The organism is Methylobacterium sp. J-059, from assembly GCF_022829485.1.
Lineage (GTDB): Bacteria > Pseudomonadota > Alphaproteobacteria > Rhizobiales > Beijerinckiaceae > Methylobacterium.
The window spans coordinates 79,515-97,151 of sequence record NZ_JAKSYA010000101.1 but is presented as its reverse complement, the minus strand read 5'-3'; the positions used below and the strand labels follow the sequence as shown (position 1 = coordinate 97,151).

At 71.1% G+C, this 17,637-nt stretch carries 17 protein-coding genes; 10 read left to right on the top strand and 7 right to left on the bottom strand.

The window, feature by feature from the left end; all coding sequences use genetic code 11:
• The first annotated feature begins 34 nt into the window (after window positions 1–34).
• The gene (gene acnA / locus MKK55_RS12070; protein ID WP_243934896.1) at window positions 35–2,746 is read left to right on the top strand and encodes an aconitate hydratase AcnA; all 2,712 of its coding nucleotides are present in this window, start codon (window positions 35–37) and stop codon (window positions 2,744–2,746) included.
• Between the two features lie 106 nt (window positions 2,747–2,852).
• Here the strand turns inward: acnA and MKK55_RS12065 are convergent, their stop codons facing one another.
• Window positions 2,853–3,455, bottom strand: a complete 603-nt coding sequence (locus tag MKK55_RS12065) for a glutathione S-transferase family protein (protein ID WP_243934895.1) — start codon at window positions 3,453–3,455, stop codon at window positions 2,853–2,855.
• Window positions 3,456–3,528: 73 nt separating this feature from the next.
• Here MKK55_RS12065 and MKK55_RS12060 point away from each other — a divergent pair, with 73 nt between their 5' ends.
• Entirely contained in the window at window positions 3,529–4,215 is a 687-nt protein-coding gene (locus MKK55_RS12060) for a helix-turn-helix transcriptional regulator (RefSeq protein ID WP_243934894.1), read from the top strand.
• Window positions 4,216–4,353: 138 nt separating this feature from the next.
• Window positions 4,354–5,037: a metal ABC transporter permease gene (locus MKK55_RS12055; RefSeq protein WP_147727324.1), complete on the top strand. Its 684-nt coding sequence runs from the start codon at window positions 4,354–4,356 to the stop codon at window positions 5,035–5,037.
• A gap of 95 nt (window positions 5,038–5,132) precedes the next feature.
• Here the strand turns inward: MKK55_RS12055 and MKK55_RS12050 are convergent, their stop codons facing one another.
• Entirely contained in the window at window positions 5,133–6,236 is a 1,104-nt protein-coding gene (locus tag MKK55_RS12050) for an AI-2E family transporter (RefSeq protein ID WP_243934893.1), read from the bottom strand.
• Between the two features lie 241 nt (window positions 6,237–6,477).
• Between MKK55_RS12050 and MKK55_RS12045 the strand changes: the two genes are divergently transcribed.
• The 3 genes from MKK55_RS12045 (at window position 6,478) to MKK55_RS12035 (ending at window position 8,496) form a co-directional block, all read left to right on the top strand.
• Complete coding sequence (locus MKK55_RS12045) at window positions 6,478–6,786, top strand: acyl carrier protein (RefSeq protein WP_147727326.1); 309 nt, start codon at window positions 6,478–6,480, stop codon at window positions 6,784–6,786.
• Between the two features lie 94 nt (window positions 6,787–6,880).
• Window positions 6,881–7,372 (top strand): 3-hydroxyacyl-ACP dehydratase FabZ family protein, encoded by a 492-nt coding sequence (locus tag MKK55_RS12040; RefSeq protein ID WP_147727327.1) that lies wholly within the window; start codon window positions 6,881–6,883, stop codon window positions 7,370–7,372.
• Window positions 7,369–8,496, top strand: coding sequence for a beta-ketoacyl-ACP synthase (locus MKK55_RS12035; protein WP_243934891.1), 1,128 nt, complete (start codon window positions 7,369–7,371; stop codon window positions 8,494–8,496). Before MKK55_RS12040 ends, MKK55_RS12035 begins: the two co-directional genes overlap by 4 nt.
• A 223-nt stretch (window positions 8,497–8,719) precedes the next feature.
• Here MKK55_RS12035 and MKK55_RS12030 read toward each other — a convergent pair whose 3' ends face one another.
• Window positions 8,720–9,940 (bottom strand): ABC transporter substrate-binding protein, encoded by a 1,221-nt coding sequence (locus MKK55_RS12030; RefSeq protein ID WP_147728415.1) that lies wholly within the window; start codon window positions 9,938–9,940, stop codon window positions 8,720–8,722.
• 111 nt (window positions 9,941–10,051) lie between these two features.
• Window positions 10,052–10,984, bottom strand: a complete 933-nt coding sequence (locus MKK55_RS12025) for an alpha/beta fold hydrolase (RefSeq protein WP_243934890.1) — start codon at window positions 10,982–10,984, stop codon at window positions 10,052–10,054.
• Between the two features lie 175 nt (window positions 10,985–11,159).
• Between MKK55_RS12025 and MKK55_RS12020 the strand changes: the two genes are divergently transcribed.
• From MKK55_RS12020 to MKK55_RS12010, 3 genes are all read left to right on the top strand, one after another.
• A complete protein-coding gene (locus tag MKK55_RS12020) occupies window positions 11,160–13,265 on the top strand; it encodes a putative bifunctional diguanylate cyclase/phosphodiesterase (RefSeq protein WP_243934889.1) in 2,106 nt (701 codons plus the stop codon).
• 107 nt (window positions 13,266–13,372) lie between these two features.
• The gene (locus MKK55_RS12015) at window positions 13,373–13,813 is read left to right on the top strand and encodes a TadE/TadG family type IV pilus assembly protein (RefSeq protein WP_243934888.1); all 441 of its coding nucleotides are present in this window, start codon (window positions 13,373–13,375) and stop codon (window positions 13,811–13,813) included.
• Complete coding sequence (locus MKK55_RS12010) at window positions 13,810–15,456, top strand: TadG family pilus assembly protein (RefSeq protein ID WP_243934887.1); 1,647 nt, start codon at window positions 13,810–13,812, stop codon at window positions 15,454–15,456. The genes MKK55_RS12015 and MKK55_RS12010 overlap by 4 nt, the downstream gene beginning before the upstream one ends.
• Before the next feature lie 117 nt (window positions 15,457–15,573).
• Here the strand turns inward: MKK55_RS12010 and MKK55_RS12005 are convergent, their stop codons facing one another.
• Both MKK55_RS12005 and MKK55_RS12000 read right to left on the bottom strand, forming a co-directional pair.
• Window positions 15,574–16,176, bottom strand: a complete 603-nt coding sequence (locus tag MKK55_RS12005) for a PAS domain-containing protein (RefSeq protein WP_147729382.1) — start codon at window positions 16,174–16,176, stop codon at window positions 15,574–15,576.
• A 270-nt stretch (window positions 16,177–16,446) separates the two neighbouring features.
• The gene (locus tag MKK55_RS12000) at window positions 16,447–16,677 is read right to left on the bottom strand and encodes a hypothetical protein (RefSeq protein ID WP_243934885.1); all 231 of its coding nucleotides are present in this window, start codon (window positions 16,675–16,677) and stop codon (window positions 16,447–16,449) included.
• A 93-nt stretch (window positions 16,678–16,770) separates the two neighbouring features.
• Between MKK55_RS12000 and MKK55_RS11995 the strand changes: the two genes are divergently transcribed.
• On the top strand, window positions 16,771–16,995 hold the full coding sequence (locus tag MKK55_RS11995) for a hypothetical protein (RefSeq protein WP_243934883.1): 225 nt from the start codon (window positions 16,771–16,773) through the stop codon (window positions 16,993–16,995).
• On the opposite strand, the gene ureG is transcribed toward MKK55_RS11995, so the two are convergent.
• Window positions 16,992–17,621 carry an urease accessory protein UreG gene (ureG, locus tag MKK55_RS11990; protein ID WP_243934882.1) on the bottom strand — a complete coding sequence of 210 codons (630 nt, stop codon included), beginning with the start codon at window positions 17,619–17,621 and terminating at the stop codon, window positions 16,992–16,994. The two genes, MKK55_RS11995 and ureG, sit on opposite strands and share 4 nt — an antisense overlap.
• Window positions 17,622–17,637 lie beyond the last annotated feature (16 nt).

The window sequence follows — 17,637 nt, the reverse complement described above, 5'->3', positions numbered from 1 at the left end:
TGTTCGACAAACGCCAGCGAGGATCAGACCAGCCGTGGCTTCCATCGACAGCTTCAAGTCCCGACAGACGCTTCAGGCGGCGGGCAAGACCTACACCTACTACTCGATCCCCGAGGCCGAGAAGAACGGGCTCGCCAACTCCACGGCCCTGCCGTTCTCGATGAAGGTGATCCTCGAGAACCTCCTGCGCTACGAGGACGACCGTTCGGTCAGGAAGGGCGACATCGAGGCGACGGTCGCCTGGGTCGGCAACCGCGGCAAGACCGAGACCGAGATCGCCTTCCGCCCCTCCCGCGTGCTGATGCAGGACTTCACCGGCGTGCCCGCCGTCGTCGACCTCGCCGCGATGCGCGACGCGATGGTGGCCCTCGGCGGCGACCCGCAGAAGATCAACCCGCTGGTGCCGGTCGACCTCGTGATCGACCATTCGGTGATCGTCGACGAGTTCGGCACGCCGAAGGCGCTGGCCGACAACGTCGCGCTGGAATACGAGCGCAACGGCGAGCGCTACACCTTCCTCAAGTGGGGCCAGTCGGCGTTCGACAACTTCTCCGTGGTCCCGCCCGGCACCGGCATCTGCCACCAGGTCAACCTCGAGTACCTGTCGCAGACCGTGTGGACGAAGCGGGACCCCGACGCCTCGGACGGCTCCGAGATCGCCTATCCCGACTCGCTCGTCGGCACCGATTCGCACACCACCATGGTCAACGGCATGGCCGTGCTCGGCTGGGGCGTCGGCGGCATCGAGGCGGAAGCCGCGATGCTCGGCCAGCCGCTGTCCATGCTGATCCCCGAGGTCGTCGGCTTCAAGCTCTCCGGCAAGCTGCCCGAGGGCACCACCGCCACGGACCTCGTGCTCACCGTCACGCAGATGCTGCGCAAGAAGGGCGTGGTCGGCAAGTTCGTGGAGTTCTACGGCCCCGGCCTCGACGAGATGGCGGTGGCCGACCGCGCCACGATCTCGAACATGGCGCCCGAATACGGCGCGACCTGCGGCTTCTTCCCGATCGACCGCAAGACCATCGACTTCCTGAAGGTCACCGGCCGCACCGACGAGCGCATCGCGCTGGTCGAGGCCTACGCCAAGGCGCAGGGCATGTGGCGCGACGCCCAGACCCCCGACCCGGTCTTCACCGACACGCTCGCGCTCGACATGGGCGACGTGCGGCCCTCGCTCGCCGGCCCCAAGCGCCCGCAGGACCGGGTGCTGCTCGACGCCGCCAAGCCCGGCTTCGCCGGCTCGATGGAGACCGAGTTCCGCAAGGCGGCCGACATCGCCAAGCGCTACCCGGTGGAGGGCGCGAACTACGACATCGGCCACGGCGACGTGGTGATCGCGGCGATCACGAGCTGCACCAACACCTCGAACCCGTCGGTGATGATCGGCGCCGGGCTGCTGGCCCGCAACGCGGTGGCCAAGGGCCTGCGCTCGAAGCCCTGGGTGAAGACTTCGCTGGCGCCGGGCTCGCAGGTCGTCGCCGAGTACCTCGAGAAGGCCGGGCTGCAGCAGCCGCTCGATGCGCTGGGCTTCAACCTCGTCGGCTTCGGCTGCACCACCTGCATCGGCAATTCCGGCCCGCTGCCGGCCGCGATCTCGAAGGCGATCAACGACAACGACGTCGTGGCCGCGGCGGTGCTCTCGGGCAACCGCAACTTCGAGGGCCGCGTGAACCCCGACGTGCGGGCGAACTACCTCGCCTCGCCGCCGCTCGTCGTCGCCTACGCCCTCGCCGGCTCGATGCAGATCGACATCACCACCGAGCCGCTCGGCACCGGCTCGGACGGCCAGCCGGTCTACCTCAAGGACATCTGGCCGACGACGGCCGAGGTGGCGCAGTTCATCGAGGCGAACATCACCTCGGCGCTGTTCAAGTCGCGCTACGCCGACGTCTTCACCGGCGACGCGAACTGGCAGGGGGTCGAGGTCACCGAGGCCGAGACCTTCGCCTGGAACGGCGGCTCCACCTACGTGCAGAACCCGCCCTACTTCGAGGGGATGCAGAAGGAGCCGGCGCCGATCACCGACATCCAGGACGCCCGCATCCTCGGCCTGTTCCTCGACTCGATCACCACCGATCACATCTCGCCGGCCGGCAACATCCGCGCGGCCTCGCCCGCCGGCGCCTACCTGCAGGAGCATCAGGTCCGGGTGCAGGACTTCAACCAGTACGGCACCCGCCGCGGCAACCACCAGGTGATGATGCGCGGCACCTTCGCCAACATCCGCATCAAGAACCAGATGGTGCGCGATCCCGCCGGCCAGGTGGTCGAGGGCGGCTGGACCCTGTTCCAGCCCTCGGGCGAGCAGATGTACATCTACGACGCGGCGCAGAGATACGCCGAAGCCGGCACCCCGCTCGTGGTCTTCGCGGGCAAGGAGTACGGCACCGGCTCGTCGCGCGACTGGGCGGCCAAGGGCACGAAGCTGCTCGGCGTGCGCGCGGTCGTGGCCGAGAGCTTCGAGCGCATCCACCGCTCGAACCTCGTCGGCATGGGCGTGGTGCCGCTGGTGTTCCAGGGCGAGACCTCGTGGGCCTCGCTCGGGCTCAAGGGCGACGAGACCGTCACGATCAAGGGCCTCGCCGGCGAGTTGAAGCCGCGCCAGACCCTGACGGCCGAGATCACCGCGGCCGACGGCACCAAGCAGGAGGTGCCGCTGACCTGCCGCATCGATACGCTGGACGAGCTGGAATACTTCCGCAACGGCGGGATCCTGCCCTACGTGCTGCGCTCGCTCGCAGCCTGAAGCTCGGGTCGGGCGGCCCTCGGGTCGCCCGGCCTCACGACCCGTCGTCGAGCCGCCGCGGGTCCGTCCCGCGGCGGCTCTTTTCATGCGGTGCGTGCCGGTCGGATCAGGCGGCCGCCTGCGCCGCGTCGAACGCCGCCGCGAAGGTGGCGCCGGGCCGCGCGGTGCAACGATCGACCCAGGCATCAATGGCCGGCACGCCGGGCTTGCCGAACCACGCGAAGGGCGAGTGCAGCAGCAGGTCGACCGCGGTGAAGCGGTCCCCGAGCAGGAACGGGCCGCCGGCGAGTGCGGAGGCCAGGCGTGCCCTGGCCTCCGCGCCGTTCCGGAACGTCTGCGTCAGGAACGGGTGATCCAGCCCGGCGGCCTCGACGACCAGAACCGGCTCCAGCACGCCCGCGTACCAGGCGAGCCACCCGAGATAGGCGCCGCGCTGCCTATGCCCGTGGGGGACGGCGAGCCCGGACTTCGGGAACAGCTCGGCGAGGTACTGCACGATGGCGCTCGATTCGCGGACCAGCGTGCCGTCGTGGTCGAGCATCGGCACCTTGCCCTCGGGATGCGGGTTGCCGGGATCGCGGATCCCCGACCCGTCCCTGCGCGGGATGGTCACCCGCTCGATCCGGACGTCGTCGAGGGCGTCGAGCTCCTTGAGCAGGGCGACGATGCGGGTCGAGCGGCTGTTGGGGGAATGGTAGAGCGTGATCACGGCGATCTCCTGCTGGCGGGTCGGCAGGGGATGGTCTAGCCAAGGTCTCCTGCCAGTTTCCGTCAGTTGCACGATGGCCCGAGCCGACCGGCTGCTCCGACTGCTGCATGCGATGCGCGTCCTGCCGGCGCCGGTGACGGCGGCCCGGCTGGCCGAGGAGACCGGGGTGTCGTTGCGATCGATCTATCGCGACATCGACAGCCTGCGCACGGCCGGCGCCGGGATCGAGGGCGAGCGCGGCTACGGCTATCGCCTCGTCGAGGACGTCGCGCTGCCGCCGCAGACCTTCGACCGGATCGAGATCGAGGCCCTGGTGCTGGGTCTCGGTAAGGTCCGCCACATGGGCGACCCGGCGCTCGCGGAGGCCGCCGCCTCGGTGCTGGCGAAGGTCGCGGCAACGCTGTCCGACCGGCGCGAGCAGCACCTGCTCCACGCGGTGTCGCAAGTCCGCCGCTTCGGGACGCGCTACCCGGCGACCTTCGACATGACGACGATCCGCACCGGGTGCTGGCGCGAGGAGGCGGTGACCATCCGCTATGCCGACAAGGACGGAGCAACGACCGTGCGGACGATCCTGCCGCTCTCCATCGTCTACCTCGACGACAAGATGACGGTGCTGGCCTGGTGCTGCCTGCGCGCGGCGTTCCGCATGTTCCGCGCCGACCGCATCGCGGCGGCGGAACCGGCCGGCACCAGCTTCCGCCCGCGACGGGTGGCGTTGCTGCGCAGCTACGTCGCCGAGCTCGGCCGCCGCGGATGATGCGGGCCGGGCCCGCCGGCCGGGCGATGCGCGTCTGAGCCAGAAATAAGAGCCAGCGACCGCGAATAGATTGTGCGCAAGGGTGTTTTGCGGCCGCCGCCGCCCCATAACCTCCCGACCACAACCGGGAGATGCCCTATGAAGACCCTGAATGTCCTCGCCCTTGCCGGCCTGATGACCCTGTCCGGTGCCGCCCTCTCGGCCCAGGCGCTGGAGCGCGTCCGCGGCACGATCGAGAAGGCCGACGGCGGCATGGTGACGATCAAGACCGTCGACGGCGCGACCGAGACCGTCGACGTCGGCGGCGCCAAGTTCGCCTGGGTGGTGAAGTCGAGCCTCGATCAGATCAAGGACGGCGTCTTCATCGGCACCGCGACCAAGGGCGAGAACCCGATGACGGCGCTCGAGGTGGTGCTGTTCCCCGAGTCGATGCGCGGCACCGGCGAGGGCCATTACGGCTGGGATTCGATCACCGATCACACCGCCGCGGGCGGCACGGCGGTGAAGAGCTCGATGACCAACGGCACCGTCAAGGCCGAGTCGGGCACGCCGCGCGTCAAGAGCGCGATGACCAACGGCACGGTGAAGGCCGACACGGCCGGCGCCTCCGGCACCAAGACGCTGACCGTCGGCTACGGCAAGGACGGTGCGGCCAAGACCATCGAGGTGCCGCCGACCGCACCGATCGTCGCCTTCGAGCCGGCCGACAAGGCGATCCTGATGCCCGGATCGAAGATCTTCGCCGTGGTCGACAAGGCCGGATCGAAGATCGAGGGCAAGCTGATCGCCGTCGGCAAGGACGGCCTCACCCCGCCGATGTGATCCCGGGCGCCGGCGGCACGCGGGTCCGTGCCGCCGCGCCTGACTGGTCATGTCCGAACGGCCGCGGGATCTCGGATCCCGCGGCCGTTCGCATGTCAGGGGGCCTTCGCGTCCGCGCCGACCGTGAACTCGCGCCACAGCAGCATCAGCGCCGCCATCACCGCCGGGCCGAGGAACAGACCGAGCAGGTGGAAGGTCTCGACCCCGCCGAGGATGCCGAGCAGCACCCACAGGAACGGCAGCTTGGTCGTGCCGCCGATGAGCGCCGGGCGCACGAAGTGGTCGGCCACGAACGTCACGACGAAGCCGGCCACGGCCACGATCACCGCCGCCTTCACCGAGCCGGCGGCCACCAGCAGCAGCGCCGCGATGGCGATGGCGAGCGCGGCGCCGAACGGGATCATCGCGGCGACCGCGGTGAACGCGCCGAGCAGCACCGGGTGCGGCACGCCGGCGAAGTAGTAGACGATGCCCAGCACGACGCCCTCGCCGAGGCCGACGAGGACGAGGCCGTCGACCGTGCCGTGCACCGAGGCGACCATCTGCCGGCCGACCCGCTCGCCGCGCGGCCCGAACAGGCGGTTGCAGGCGACGAGGACCTGATCGCGGATGGTGCGGCCGTCGCGGAACAGGAAGAACAGCGCGACCAGGCTGAAGCCGAACAGCACGACGCGGTGCACGACCTCCTTGCCGACGTTGCGCGACACCCCGATCACCGAATCGTTGTCGAGCCTGCGCAGCATGTCGGAGCCGGCATCCGGATGGCTGAGGTTGGCGCTCCACCACGCCGAGGCCTGCGCCGCGCCGTAGGGCAGGTGGTTGACGACGTCCGGCACCGGAATGCCGTCCTTCTCGGCCGCGCGCACGAAGTCGAGGACGTCGTGGGCCTCGCGCGCCGCCTGGATGCCGAGGACGACGAGCGGCGCGAGGAAGACGAGGGCGACAAGGAGCGTCGCGACGAGCGGAAGCACGACGTTGTGTCCGCCCGGCGGGAAGCGCCGCTCGACGCGCACGTAGAGCGGCCACAGCGCGATCGCGAGCACCACCGCCCAGGCCAGCGCCGGCAGGAAGCCGGACAGGATCCAGAGCCCGAGGGCGGCGAGCGCCAGCACCAGCACGACGCGGGCGACGCCCTGGCCCCTGGCCTTCTCCACCGGCGGAAGCGGCGGCGCGTGTTCGGTGCGAAGCGTCTGGTCCATCAGGCGGGTCCTCCGGCGCGATCCGCCGCGCGCTCATGTAGGCCGCCGCGGGACCTTTGCCATACGCGGAATCCGGGCCCCGGGGGCGGCACGGTTGCCGGGCCGGACCCCCTCGTGTAGAGGTCGCGGCCACATGACGGGGCGGCGCGCGGCGCCCTCCGCCACTGGGCCGTGCGGATGGGGGCGCCGCGTCGAGCACCGGCGGCGGCCCGTCGCACCAATCCCGATTCGGCGAGAACGCATGTCAGACCAGCCCAGCACCGGCACCGCCACCTTCGAGCGCGTGGCCGACATCATCGCCGACACCGCCGACATCCCGCGCGAGAAGATCACGCCCGAGAGCCACGCGATCGACGATCTCGGCATCGACAGCCTCGCCTTCCTCGACATCGCGTTCGCCGTCGACAAGGCCTTCGGGATCAAGCTGCCGCTCGAGCGCTGGACCCAGGAAGTCAACGAGGGCAAGGTCCCGGCCGAGGAGTACTTCGTGCTGAAGAACCTCTGCGCCCGCATCGACGCGCTGGTCGCGGAGAAGGCCGCCAAGGTCTGATCCCGGGGTCTCGGCACCGAGACCGGCACCGGCAAGACCCGGGCGGCGACGCCCGGACCGAACGACCCTCCGAAAGCCTGCGGATCGGCAGCCCATGCGCCTCGAATATTTCGAGATGATCGATTCCGTGGTGAGCCTCGACCGCGCCGCCGGCCGGATCGAGGCCCTGGCCCAGGTGCCGATGGAGAGCCCGGTCTTCGAAGGGCACTTCCCCGGCCATCCGCTGGTTCCTGGCGTGCTGCTCACCGAGACGATGGCGCAGGCCTCGGGCTACCTCGTGCTCGCGCACCTGAACTTCGCGCAGATGCCGTTCCTGATGGCGGTGGACAAGGCGCGCTTCCGCTCCTTCGTCGGCCCCGGGGCGACGCTCAGCGTCACCGCGAGCCTGGAGCATGACGGCTCGGGCTACGCCGTGACCAAGGCCGCGATCCGCCACGACGGCAAGCTCCTGGCCGATGCCGAGCTTCGCTTCCGCACCATGCCGTTCCCGGACGGGCTCGACGCGCTGATGCGCGCGCGCACCGCGAAGATCGGCCTGGTGATGGACGGGGATCCGGCGGAGGCCCCGGCAGGAGAACCCGCATGAGCCGCGCCGTCGTCGTCACCGGGATCGGCCTCGTCTCCTGTGCCGGCGAGGGCTTGGCCGCCCATCTCGACGCGCTCGCGGCTGGCACGCCGCCGCGGACCGACGCGACGACGTTCGCGCCCTATCCCGTCCACCCGGCGCCGGCGCTCGCCTGGGACGGTCAGATCCCGAAGAAGTCCGACCAGCGGCAGATGGAGGCGTGGCAGCGCCTCGGCGTCTACGCCGCCGGGCTCGCCCTCGACTCGGCCGGCGTGAAGGACGACGCCGCCTTCAAGCAGGCGCTCCACCTCGTGGTCGCGGCCGGCGGCGGCGAGCGCGACTACGCGGTCGACGGGGCGATCCTCACCGGCCTGCGCGATGCCGCCGATCCCGGCGCCTATCTCAACGAACGGTTGCAGAACGACCTGCGGCCGACGCTATTCCTGGCGCAGCTCTCGAACCTGCTCGCCGGCAACATCGCCATCGTCCACGGCGTCAGCGGCGCGTCGCGCACCTTCATGGGCGAGGAGGCGGCCGGCGTGGACGCGCTGCGCATCGGCCAGGCGCGGATCGCCTCCGGCCAGATCGACGCGATGCTGGTCGGCGGGTCCTACAGCGCCGAGCGGCCGGACGTGATGGTCGTCCACGAGATGGGCGGCTTCCTGCGCAAGCCCGACTACGCGGCGGTCTTCGCCCGCGAGGACGCACCCGGGTTCATCCTGGGCAGCTGCGCGGCCTTCCTGATGCTCGAAGCCGCCGAGACCGCCGCGGCCCGTGGGGCGCGGGCGCTCGCCCGCCTCGGGCCGGTCGCGAGCGATCGCACCCGGCGCGCGCCCGGCAGCGTCTCGACCAGCCTCGACGCCCTGTGGCGGCAGGCCGGGATCGGGCAGGCGCAAGCGGTCGTCTCCGGCGCCACCGGCGTCGCGGCGATCACCGGCGAGGAGCACGCGCGCCTGTCCGCCCTGGCGCCCGACCGGCCGGTCCATGCGCTGGGCGACCTGATCGGCCACGGCCTCGAGGTGACGGCGCCGTTCGGGGCCGCCCTGGCCGCCGGGCTCGTGGCCGATCGCCGCCTGTCGGAGGTCGCGGTCACCGCCGTGGGCCACCGCCGCGGCGAGGGCGTTCTGCGCCTGATGGCCGTCTGAGCGGCGGCCGTCGCGACAGTCTCCCCGATGCGCCTTCGGCAAGGGTCACTCCCACCCGCCGCCTCATCCTGAGGCGCCCGCCTCGGCGGCCCTCGAAGGGGGCCTCCCCCCGACGCGCGATCCCTCAAGGTCTCCTTCGCGGCGGCTCGCGCCGCACCTCAGGATCAGGGGGGGATGGGAGTCGGCCGCCACGGGTCGGCCGCTTCGTCACTGCTTTCCGGTCCTACTTCGCCGCCGTCGTCAGCGGGCAGCCGCTGGCCTCGGCGGTGGCGAAGGCCTCCGGTCCGGGCACGGTGGCGAGCTTCCTGTAGAGGTCCCACTCGCCCTTGGATTCGGCGGGCTTCTTGACCTCGAACAGGTACATGTCGTGGACCATGCGCCCGTTCGGCAGCACCTTGCCGCCCTTGGCGAAGACGTCGTCGACCGGCATCGTGTGCAGCAGCGTGTTGACCGCCTCGGTCTCGTCGGTCCCGGCGGCCTTCACCGCCTTGAGGTATTGCAGCACCGCCGAATAGGTGCCGACGTGGATCATGTTGGGCATCTTGCCGGTGCGCTTCATGAAGCGCTGCCCGAAGGCGCGGGTCTCGTCGGTGAGGTCCCAGTACCAGCCCTCGGTGAGCGTCAGGCCCTGCGCGACCTTGAGGCCGAGGCCCTTCACCTCCGCCAGGGTGAACAGCAGCGCCGCGAGCCGCTGCCCGCCCTCGACGATGCCGAACTCGGCGGCCTGCTTGATGCTGTTGGAGGTGTCGAGGCCGGCATTGGCCAGCCCGATCACCTTGGCGCCAGAGCCCTGCGCCTGCAGCAGGAACGAGGAGAAGTCCTGCGCCGAGAGCGGATGGCGGACGTTGCCCAGCACCTTGCCGCCCTTCGAGGTGACGTAGCGGGCGATCTCGGCTTCCAGCGAGTAGCCGAAGGCGTAGTCGGCGGTCAGCATGAACCAGGTGTCGCCGCCCTGCTGCACCAGGGCGCCGCCGGTGCCGACCGCGAGCGCGTGGGTGTCGTAGGCCCAGTGATAGCCGTAGGGCGTGCAGGCCTTGCCGGTGAGGTCGGCGGTGGCCGCGCCGGTGGTGATGGTGATCTTGCGCTTGTCCTTCGACAGGCCCTGGACCGCGAGCGCCACCGACGAGGTCGTCAGCTCCATGATCGCGTCGACGTTGTCGCGGTCGTACCATTGCCGCGCGATGCCCGACGCGATGTCGGGCTTGTTCTGGTGGTCGGCGGAGACGAGCTCGATCGGCGTCCCGTTCATCGAGCCGCCGAAATCCTCGACCGCCATCCGAGCCGCCTCGATCGAGGAGCGGCCGCCGAACTCGGCGTAGGTGCCGGACTGGTCGTTGAGGATGCCGATCTTCACGACCCCGTCCGAGAAGCCCTGCGCGGCGGCGGGTGCGGCGAGCGCGGCGAGCGCGACCGCCAGCGCGAGACGGACCTGTCCCTTGGTCATGCGTATCCTCCCGGAAGACGTGATCTTGTCGATCGGCCGCCGTTCTGGCGGTCCGGGGCGCATGCTAGGCGAAGGGCGGCCGCGCAACCACGGCGGGCGTCGCCCTCCGTGTTACGCTTTGCGCGGAGCTTCATTCTCGAGGAAGGGGCGGAGCGCCGCGAGGGTCGCGGCCGGGTTCTCCTCGGCCAGGAAGTGGCCGGACTCGATCTCGGCGCCGACCGCGTTCGGCGCCAGAGTCCGCCGCCACGCCGCGAGCGCCGTCTCCGGCTTGTCGCGATCCAGGTAGCGGCTGCTGGCGAGAACGAGGACCGGCATCGCCAAGGTCCGCCCGGCGGCGATGTCGGCCCGGTCGGCCGCGCGGTCGGGGCCGGCGCCCGCGCGGTAATCCTCGCACATCGCATGGATGCGCTCGGGCACCGACCAGGCCTGGGCGTAGAGGTCGAGCGCGCGCGGGTCGAACGCCGAGAGGTCCTTGGCCGCCGTCCAGCCGGCGATCAGCGTCCGGAAATAACCGTCGGGATCCCTGCCGATCGCGGTCTCCGGGTTCGGGGCCGGCTCGGCGAGGAACGGCCAGTGCGGGTTGGCGCCCGGCGCGGCCTCGATCCGCTCCCACTGGACCGCCGTCGGCACGACGTCGAGCAGCGCGAGCGTCGAGACGCGGGCGGGCTGGTCCAGGGCGAGACGGTAGGCCACCCGCGCGCCGCGATCGTGCCCGGCGAGCGCGAAGCGGACATGGCCGATCCGCTCCATCAGCGCGACGATGGCCCCGCCGATCCGGCGCTTGGAGTAGCCGTCGTGGGCCAGATCGCCCTCTGGAGCGGCCGACCAGCCGTAGCCCGGCAGGTCGAGGCAGATCACGCGGTGGTCGCGGGCGAGGTCGGGGGCGATGCGGTGCCAGAGCGCGTGGCTCTGCGGGAAGCCGTGGAGCAGCAGGAGCGGCGGCGCATCCGCCGGGCCGCCGACGCGGGCGAAGGCCTTGCCCCAGGCGGCCTCGGTCCACAGCGCCTCGAACCCGGGAAACAGATCGTCGCCACCGCTCGACATGGGCCTTGCTCCAACCTTCGCCGATCGCGACCCGCGGGTGGCGGCGTCGCGCGCCAGCGTCAAACGCGCTCAGGGGCGTCGGGCTCCGGCGGCGATGCGCCCACGCGCGGCAGGGAATGCGAATAAAATCTTAATCCCTGTCGTGGAGGGTCGCATCACGACTGATGGTGCCCGAATGCCCGTTCAAACCCTGGAAGAGCTCGCGAGGATCGACTCCGACTGGGTCTGGCAGACCGATGCCGCGCAGAACTTCACCTATCTGTCTCCCGAGGTGGAACGCTTCCTCGGCCGAACCGCCGGCGCGCTGACCGGCACGTCGCGGATGACGATCGCCGCGAACGGCGGCGACGGCAGCTTCTGGGAGCCCTACTTCACGGCGCTCGACCGGCGGCAGGCCTTCACCGGCTTCATCTATCCCTACGCCCATCCCGACGGCCACGTGCGCTGGTTCCGCATCAGCGGCGAGCCCGTCGTCGCGCCGGACGGGACCTTCTGCGGCTATCGCGGCACCGGCACCGACATCAGCTCCGAGGGCCAGGCGCGCAGTGCCCTCGCCGACGCGCTCGCGGAGCTGCGCACCTCGCACGCCAGCCTGGTGGAGCAGAACAAGCGCTTCGAGGCGGCGCTGAGCAACATGACCCAGGGCCTGTGCCTGTTCGACGAGGCGGCGCGCCTCGTCGTCTACAACCAGCGCTATTGCGAGATCTTCGGCCTGGCACCGGAGGCCCTGCGGATCGGGATGTCCCAGCGCGAGATCTGCACGATGCTGGTGGCGGCCGGCTGCTATCGCGGAGGCACCACCGTCGACGCCCTGTGCGAGGGCACGCGCCAGGCCCTGCTCGACCCGGACCCGAAGCCGATCCAGCGCGAGCTCGCCGACGGCCGGATCCTCGCCGTGTGCTATCCGACGATCGAGGACGGCGGCTGGGTCTCGACCTTCGAGGACATCACCGAGCGCCGCCGCAACGAAGCGCGGATCGCGCACATGGCGCGCCACGACGCGCTCACCGACCTGCCCAACCGCACGGCGTTGCGCGAGCACGGCCTCAGCATGCTCGGCAAGCCGCGGCGTGCGGGCGAGACCACGCGGCTCGCGATCCTCTGCCTCGACCTCGACCGGTTCAAGGCGGTCAACGACATGCACGGGCACGGCGCGGGCGACGCGCTCCTGCGCGCGGTGTCCGAACGGCTCTGCGCGCGGGTCCGCACCGGCGACCTGGTGGCGCGCCTCGGCGGGGACGAGTTCGCGGTGCTGCACCGCGTCGCCGACGCGGCCGGCGCACTGGCCCTGGCCGAGCGGATGATCGAGCTGGTGAGCACGCCCTACGATCTCGACGGCTACACCGTCGAGATCGGCATGAGCGTCGGTATCGCCATCGCCGACGAGGCGGCCGACGACATCGACCGCCTGCTCAAGAACGCCGACGAGGCGCTCTACCACGCCAAGGGCAAGGGCCGCGGCACCGCCTGCCTGTTCGAGGCGGCGATGGACGAGACCGCCGAGGTCCGCCGCGCGATCGAGCGCGACCTCGCCGACGCCCTGAAGCTCGGGATGTTCGAGGTGCACTACCAGCCGCTGGTCAACCTCGACAGCAACCGGGTCACCGGCCTGGAGGCCCTGGTCCGCTGGCGCCATCCGGAGCGCGGCCTGATCCCGCCCGCCACCTTCATCCCGGTGGCCGAGGAGACCGGGCTGATCGTCGCCCTCGGGGAATGGGTGCTGAACCGGGCCTGCCGCGACGCCGTCGCCTGGCCGAGCGGGATCAGCGTCGCCGTCAACGTCTCGGCCGTGCAGCTACGACACCGCACCTTCGCGCAGACGGTGCTGCTCGCCCTGGCCGAGAGCGGGTTGCGGTCCGACCGGCTGGAGCTCGAAATCACCGAGAGCGTCCTGCTCGACGACACCGAGGCCAACCTCGAGACGCTGCACCTGCTGCGCCGGACCGGCATCCGCATCTCGATGGACGATTTCGGGACGGGCTATTCGAGCCTGACCTACCTGCGCCGGTTCCCCTTCGACAAGATCAAGATCGACCGGTCCTTCGTCCAGGATGCCGGGAAGGCGACCGAGGCCGGGGCGATCATCCGCGCCCTGGTGAGCCTCGGCAGCAGCCTCGGCATCACCACGCTGGTCGAGGGCATCGAGACCGCGGAACAGCTCGCCGCCGTCCGGGCCGAGGGCTGCCAGGAGATGCAGGGCTTCCTGTTCAGCCGGCCGCGCACGGCCGACGAGATCACGGCGATGCTGACGGCCGCGCGCGACGAAGCCGCCGCAGCCTGAGACCAGCATATACAACTCCGGATTGTATTTACATCTTTCCTTAAGCCGAAACTCATACGGTAGGTTGCATAGCCGGTTTGCGATGCAAGCTCATGGGATCGCGTGCGATGGGAACGAGGGCGGGACGCGGGGGCGGAAGGCTGGCGGCCTGCCGCGGCGGAAACGCGGCGGTCGAGTTCGCGCTGGTCACGCCGCTCCTGCTGCTGCTGTTCGCCGGCATCTCCGCCTTCGGCATCTATCTCGGCGCCGCGCACACCCTGCGCGAGATCGCGGCGGAGGCGGCACGCGCCTCGGTCGCCGGCGTCAGCGACGGCGAGCGCGCCTCCCTCGCCCAGGCGGTGGTGCAGCGCAGCCTCGCCGCCAGCGCGATGTTCAAGGCCGGCAGCGTCGGGGTCTCGGTCGGCACCAGCCCGAGCGACGCCACCGTCTACACGGTCACGCTCACCTACGATTCCTCCGGGCTCGGGCTGAAGTCCCTCGGCAAGCTGGTCCCGCTGCCGCCGGACATCTTCACCAGCACGGTCAGCGTGCGCCGGGGCGGGCTGTGAGCCGCCGGGCGCGCGACCTGCGATCGGCCCGGGGCGGCTCGGTCGCGGTTCTGGTGGCGCTCGGGGCCACCGCGCTGATGGGCGCGGCCGCGGTCGGGATCGATCTCGGCATGGTGGTGCAGGCCAAGCGCAAGGCGCAGGGTGCCGTCGACATCGCCGCGATGCTGGCCGCCGCCGGCGGCGGCGGGGCCGACGCGCTCGCCCGCCGCTCGCTGGCCGACAACGGCTACGCCGCCGCCACGGTGACGGTCTCGCCCGGGAGCTACGCCGGCAACGCCAGGATCGCGCCCGCCAGCCGGTTCCAGGCGGGCGCCAGCCCCGCCAATGCCGTCCGCGTCGGGCTGCGGACGGGGGTGCCGGTGCATTTCGCCCAGGTGCTCGGCCTGCCCAGGACCGTGCCGATCCAGGTGACGGGCACGGCCGCGAGCGCGCAGTTCGCCGCCATCTCGATCGGCTCCGGCGTGGCCGCGCTCGATGGCGGCATCGCCAACGCCCTGCTCGGGGCGATGCTGGGGACGAAGCTCTCGCTCTCCGTCCTCGACTACAACGCGCTGCTGTCGATGCAGGTCGACGCCTTCCGCTTCCTCGACGCGCTGGCGACCAACCTGAACCTCCAGGCGGCGGACTACACCGACCTCGTCGCCGCCAACGCCAGCGTCGGGCAGCTCACCGCCGCCCTCAAGGTCGCGGCACAGGGCACGTCGGGGGCGGGCGCCGCGGTGACGGCGCTAACGAAGCTGATGGGCGCGCTGCCCAACGCCGGCGCGCTGATCCCCGTGGCGCAGGTCGTCGACCTCGGGGATGCGGCCGCCCTGTCCCCGGCGCGGGGCGCGGCCGGCCCCCTCGTCGGCCTGATGGACGTGATCTCCGACATCGCCGCCAACGCCAACGGCCAGAACCAGATCGCGCTCGACCTCGGCGCGACGGTCCCGGGCCTGCTCAACACGCGGCTGACGCTGGCGATCGGCGAGCGGCGCCAGGATTCCGGCTACGTCCAGCCGGGCACGCCGAACGCGACGGTCCACACCGCGCAGGTGCGGATGCTGCTCGAGACGACGCTGACCGCGCCGCTCGGCCTCGGAACCGTGACCCTGCCGATCTATCTCGAGGCGGCGCAGGCCTCGGCGACCCTGCGCGGGGTCGCCTGCCCCTGGACCGCCTCGACCCGGCGGCAGGCGACGGTGGATGCGCAGCCCGGACTCGCGACCCTCGCCGTCGCCAACGTCCCGCGCAGCAGCATCGCGGTCGGCGCCGGCACGCCCGACCTGAGCCGGTTCGCGAACCTCATCGCGCTGCCGCTGCTGACGGTGCAGGGAACGGCGCGGACGACCATCGCCAGCCCGGCGCCGCAGACCCTGATCTTCTCCGACGACGAGATCACGCGGCAGGTCACCAAGACCGTGTCCACCACCGGCCTGACGCAATCGCTGACCGGAAGCCTGGTCCAGGGCCTGTCGCTCTCGATCAACGGGTTGATCGTGCCGCCCCTGCTCGGGCCGCTGCTGTCGACCGCGCTGATGGCGGTGACCCCGGCCCTCGACATGGTGCTCGACACGACGCTGCGCATCCTGGGGCTGCGCCTCGGCTACGCCGACGTCACCGTCGACGGCACGATGTGCAACCAGGCCGTGCTGGTACAGTAGCACGCCGCCGCTTCGGCCCGGCGCCTGCCGGACGCCCGGCCCGGCACGATCGATGTGCCGAAGCCCGGCCTCACCGGCGGCGCGGCGGCACGCGCGCCGCACCGGCCGGTTCGACGATCAGTGCCCGCGCCCCGGCCCGCGCGACAGGGCGGCGATCTGCTGGCCGAGGCTGAGGAGCAGCACGTCGACGAGAAGACGCAACTCCGAGTTGTCGAGCTGATCGATCGTCTCGCGGCAGGCCAAGGCGTGAGCGGCGGCGGTGTCGAGGATCGCCGAGGGGTCCTTCCGCTCGATCTCGGCGAAGGCGCCGAGGTCGAGATCGCCCTCGGTGACGTCGATGATGATCCCGTGGCCGTGCAGCACGGTCCCCGACTCGTTGCGGACGAGCCGGCCGCGATCGAGGATCCGGCGGACGCGGCCGGCGGTCGAGACGGTGCGGTATTCCGCGACGAACAGGCCCCCGCTGCGGCGCAGGCGCTTGAAGTGGCGCGACAGCTTCGGCAAGTCGTCGGGATGGACGCGAGCCTTGGCCCGCTCGAACGGCACGGGCAGCCCGGCGATCGCATGGTCTCCCGCCAGAACGTCGGCGGCCCCGGCATCCAGAATACAGCGGTCGGGCTGGGCCGACCAGGCCCAGGTTCCGACCACGCCGGAGGCCGACAGGGCCGCCGTCAGGTCGACGGGCCGCGAGCGGGACCGGTCGATCGTTTCTGAGCGCATGGAGGACCTCCACGGTTCGGTTGCAGTTTCGCTTGGGAACCGCCGATATACAACCCAAGATGGAATTAACAACGCGTTAATTCAACACTCGGATCAGGCTCGACACCGCTGCATTCTACCGATTCCTGGGGGATGCAGGGCTATCCGATGCTGGGAATGCTGTTCGAGCCCAGTGCAGGCGCGCAGGCCCGGCCGACGAGGCCGAGACGTCGCCCGGTTCGATTCCCGACATCGCTCGGGCGAGGCCCGAGACCGGACGAGGGGGGACGATCAGCCGATCTGGCTGAAGAGGGTCACGGCCCCGAAGATCAGAACGGATACGACCACGACGGCGATCAGGATCAGGGCCGCACGCGATTCCTGCAATTCCGGCGACATGCCCGCTCCATCACAGCCGGCGGACACGATGCCTCCGGCCGGCGCTATCCCGAACGAAACCTTGCATCGATCGATCCGGCTGTCGAGATGCGCGCGGTCGCCGGACGCGGTGCGACAGCGCACAGCTTGGCCGCACGTTCACCCCTACGTTGAAGTCCTGCCGAAGGCCGACCCGTGCTCGCGCGTGAACGGCCGAGCCGGCATGGAGTGATGATCATGACATCGTCCCTGCGCATCGCCGCCCTCGTCCTCGCCGCCCTGCCGATCGCCTCGGCTCACGCCGGCGACATCCGGTCGAAGCCGCTGAGCCCGCGCGACCGCGCCGCCCTCGAGACCGCCCAGAAGTTCTCCGCCCGCATGAGCCGCCTCGATGCGCTGATGGGCGGCGTCCCGCAGAGCCCGCGGACGGCCCGCTCCCGCTCGGCCAACGCCGAGCACTAACGCGACGGCATCTCACCGAGGCCGCCGGCCTCGACGACGAAGCGTGCGACCGCGTCGGCTCCCGCGCCCTCCCGCAGGGATGCGAACACGTAGGGCCGCGGCCCCCGCATGCGCCGGGTATCCGCCTCCATCACCCCGAGATCGGCGCCGACCAGCGGCGCGAGGTCGGTCTTGTTGACGATGAGCAGGTCCGAGCGGGTGATGCCGGGGCCGCCCTTGCGCGGGATCTTCTCGCCGCCTGCCACGTCGATGACGTAGAGGGTGATGTCGGCGAGCTCCGGCGAGAAGGTCGCCGCGAGGTTGTCGCCGCCCGACTCGATCAGGATCAGGTCGAGCTTCGGGAAGCGCCGGCGCATTTCGGCCACCGCCGCCAGGTTGATCGAGGCGTCCTCGCGGATCGCCGTATGCGGGCAGCCCCCGGTCTCGACCCCCATGATCCGCTCCTCGGGGAGCGCGCCGGCCACCGTGAGGATGCGGGCATCCTCCTTGGTGTAGATGTCGTTGGTGATGGCGCAGATCTCGTAGGTGTCGCGGAAGCGCTTGCAGAGCTGCTCCATCAGCGCGGTCTTGCCCGAGCCGACGGGCCCGCCGATGCCGACGCGCAAGGGTCCATTGTTCGATGCCATGCGGGCAAGCTCCGTC

Bases quoted from the DNA above. Each gene is read 5' to 3' on its own strand.
- ureG (WP_243934882.1), bottom strand. From the start codon at position 17,621: ATGGCATCGAACAATGGACCCTTGCGCGTCGGCATCGGCGGGCCCGTC.
- MKK55_RS12005 (WP_147729382.1), bottom strand. From the start codon at position 16,176: ATGCGCTCAGAAACGATCGACCGGTCCCGCTCGCGGCCCGTCGACCTG.
- MKK55_RS12020 (WP_243934889.1), top strand. From the start codon at position 11,160: ATGCCCGTTCAAACCCTGGAAGAGCTCGCGAGGATCGACTCCGACTGG.
- MKK55_RS11995 (WP_243934883.1), top strand. From the start codon at position 16,771: ATGACATCGTCCCTGCGCATCGCCGCCCTCGTCCTCGCCGCCCTGCCG.
- MKK55_RS12060 (WP_243934894.1), top strand. From the start codon at position 3,529: ATGGCCCGAGCCGACCGGCTGCTCCGACTGCTGCATGCGATGCGCGTC.
- MKK55_RS12015 (WP_243934888.1), top strand. From the start codon at position 13,373: ATGGGAACGAGGGCGGGACGCGGGGGCGGAAGGCTGGCGGCCTGCCGC.
- MKK55_RS12030 (WP_147728415.1), bottom strand. From the start codon at position 9,940: ATGACCAAGGGACAGGTCCGTCTCGCGCTGGCGGTCGCGCTCGCCGCG.
- MKK55_RS12035 (WP_243934891.1), top strand. From the start codon at position 7,369: ATGAGCCGCGCCGTCGTCGTCACCGGGATCGGCCTCGTCTCCTGTGCC.
- MKK55_RS12025 (WP_243934890.1), bottom strand. From the start codon at position 10,984: ATGTCGAGCGGTGGCGACGATCTGTTTCCCGGGTTCGAGGCGCTGTGG.
- MKK55_RS12050 (WP_243934893.1), bottom strand. From the start codon at position 6,236: ATGGACCAGACGCTTCGCACCGAACACGCGCCGCCGCTTCCGCCGGTG.
- MKK55_RS12045 (WP_147727326.1), top strand. From the start codon at position 6,478: ATGTCAGACCAGCCCAGCACCGGCACCGCCACCTTCGAGCGCGTGGCC.
- MKK55_RS12055 (WP_147727324.1), top strand. From the start codon at position 4,354: ATGAAGACCCTGAATGTCCTCGCCCTTGCCGGCCTGATGACCCTGTCC.
- MKK55_RS12040 (WP_147727327.1), top strand. From the start codon at position 6,881: ATGCGCCTCGAATATTTCGAGATGATCGATTCCGTGGTGAGCCTCGAC.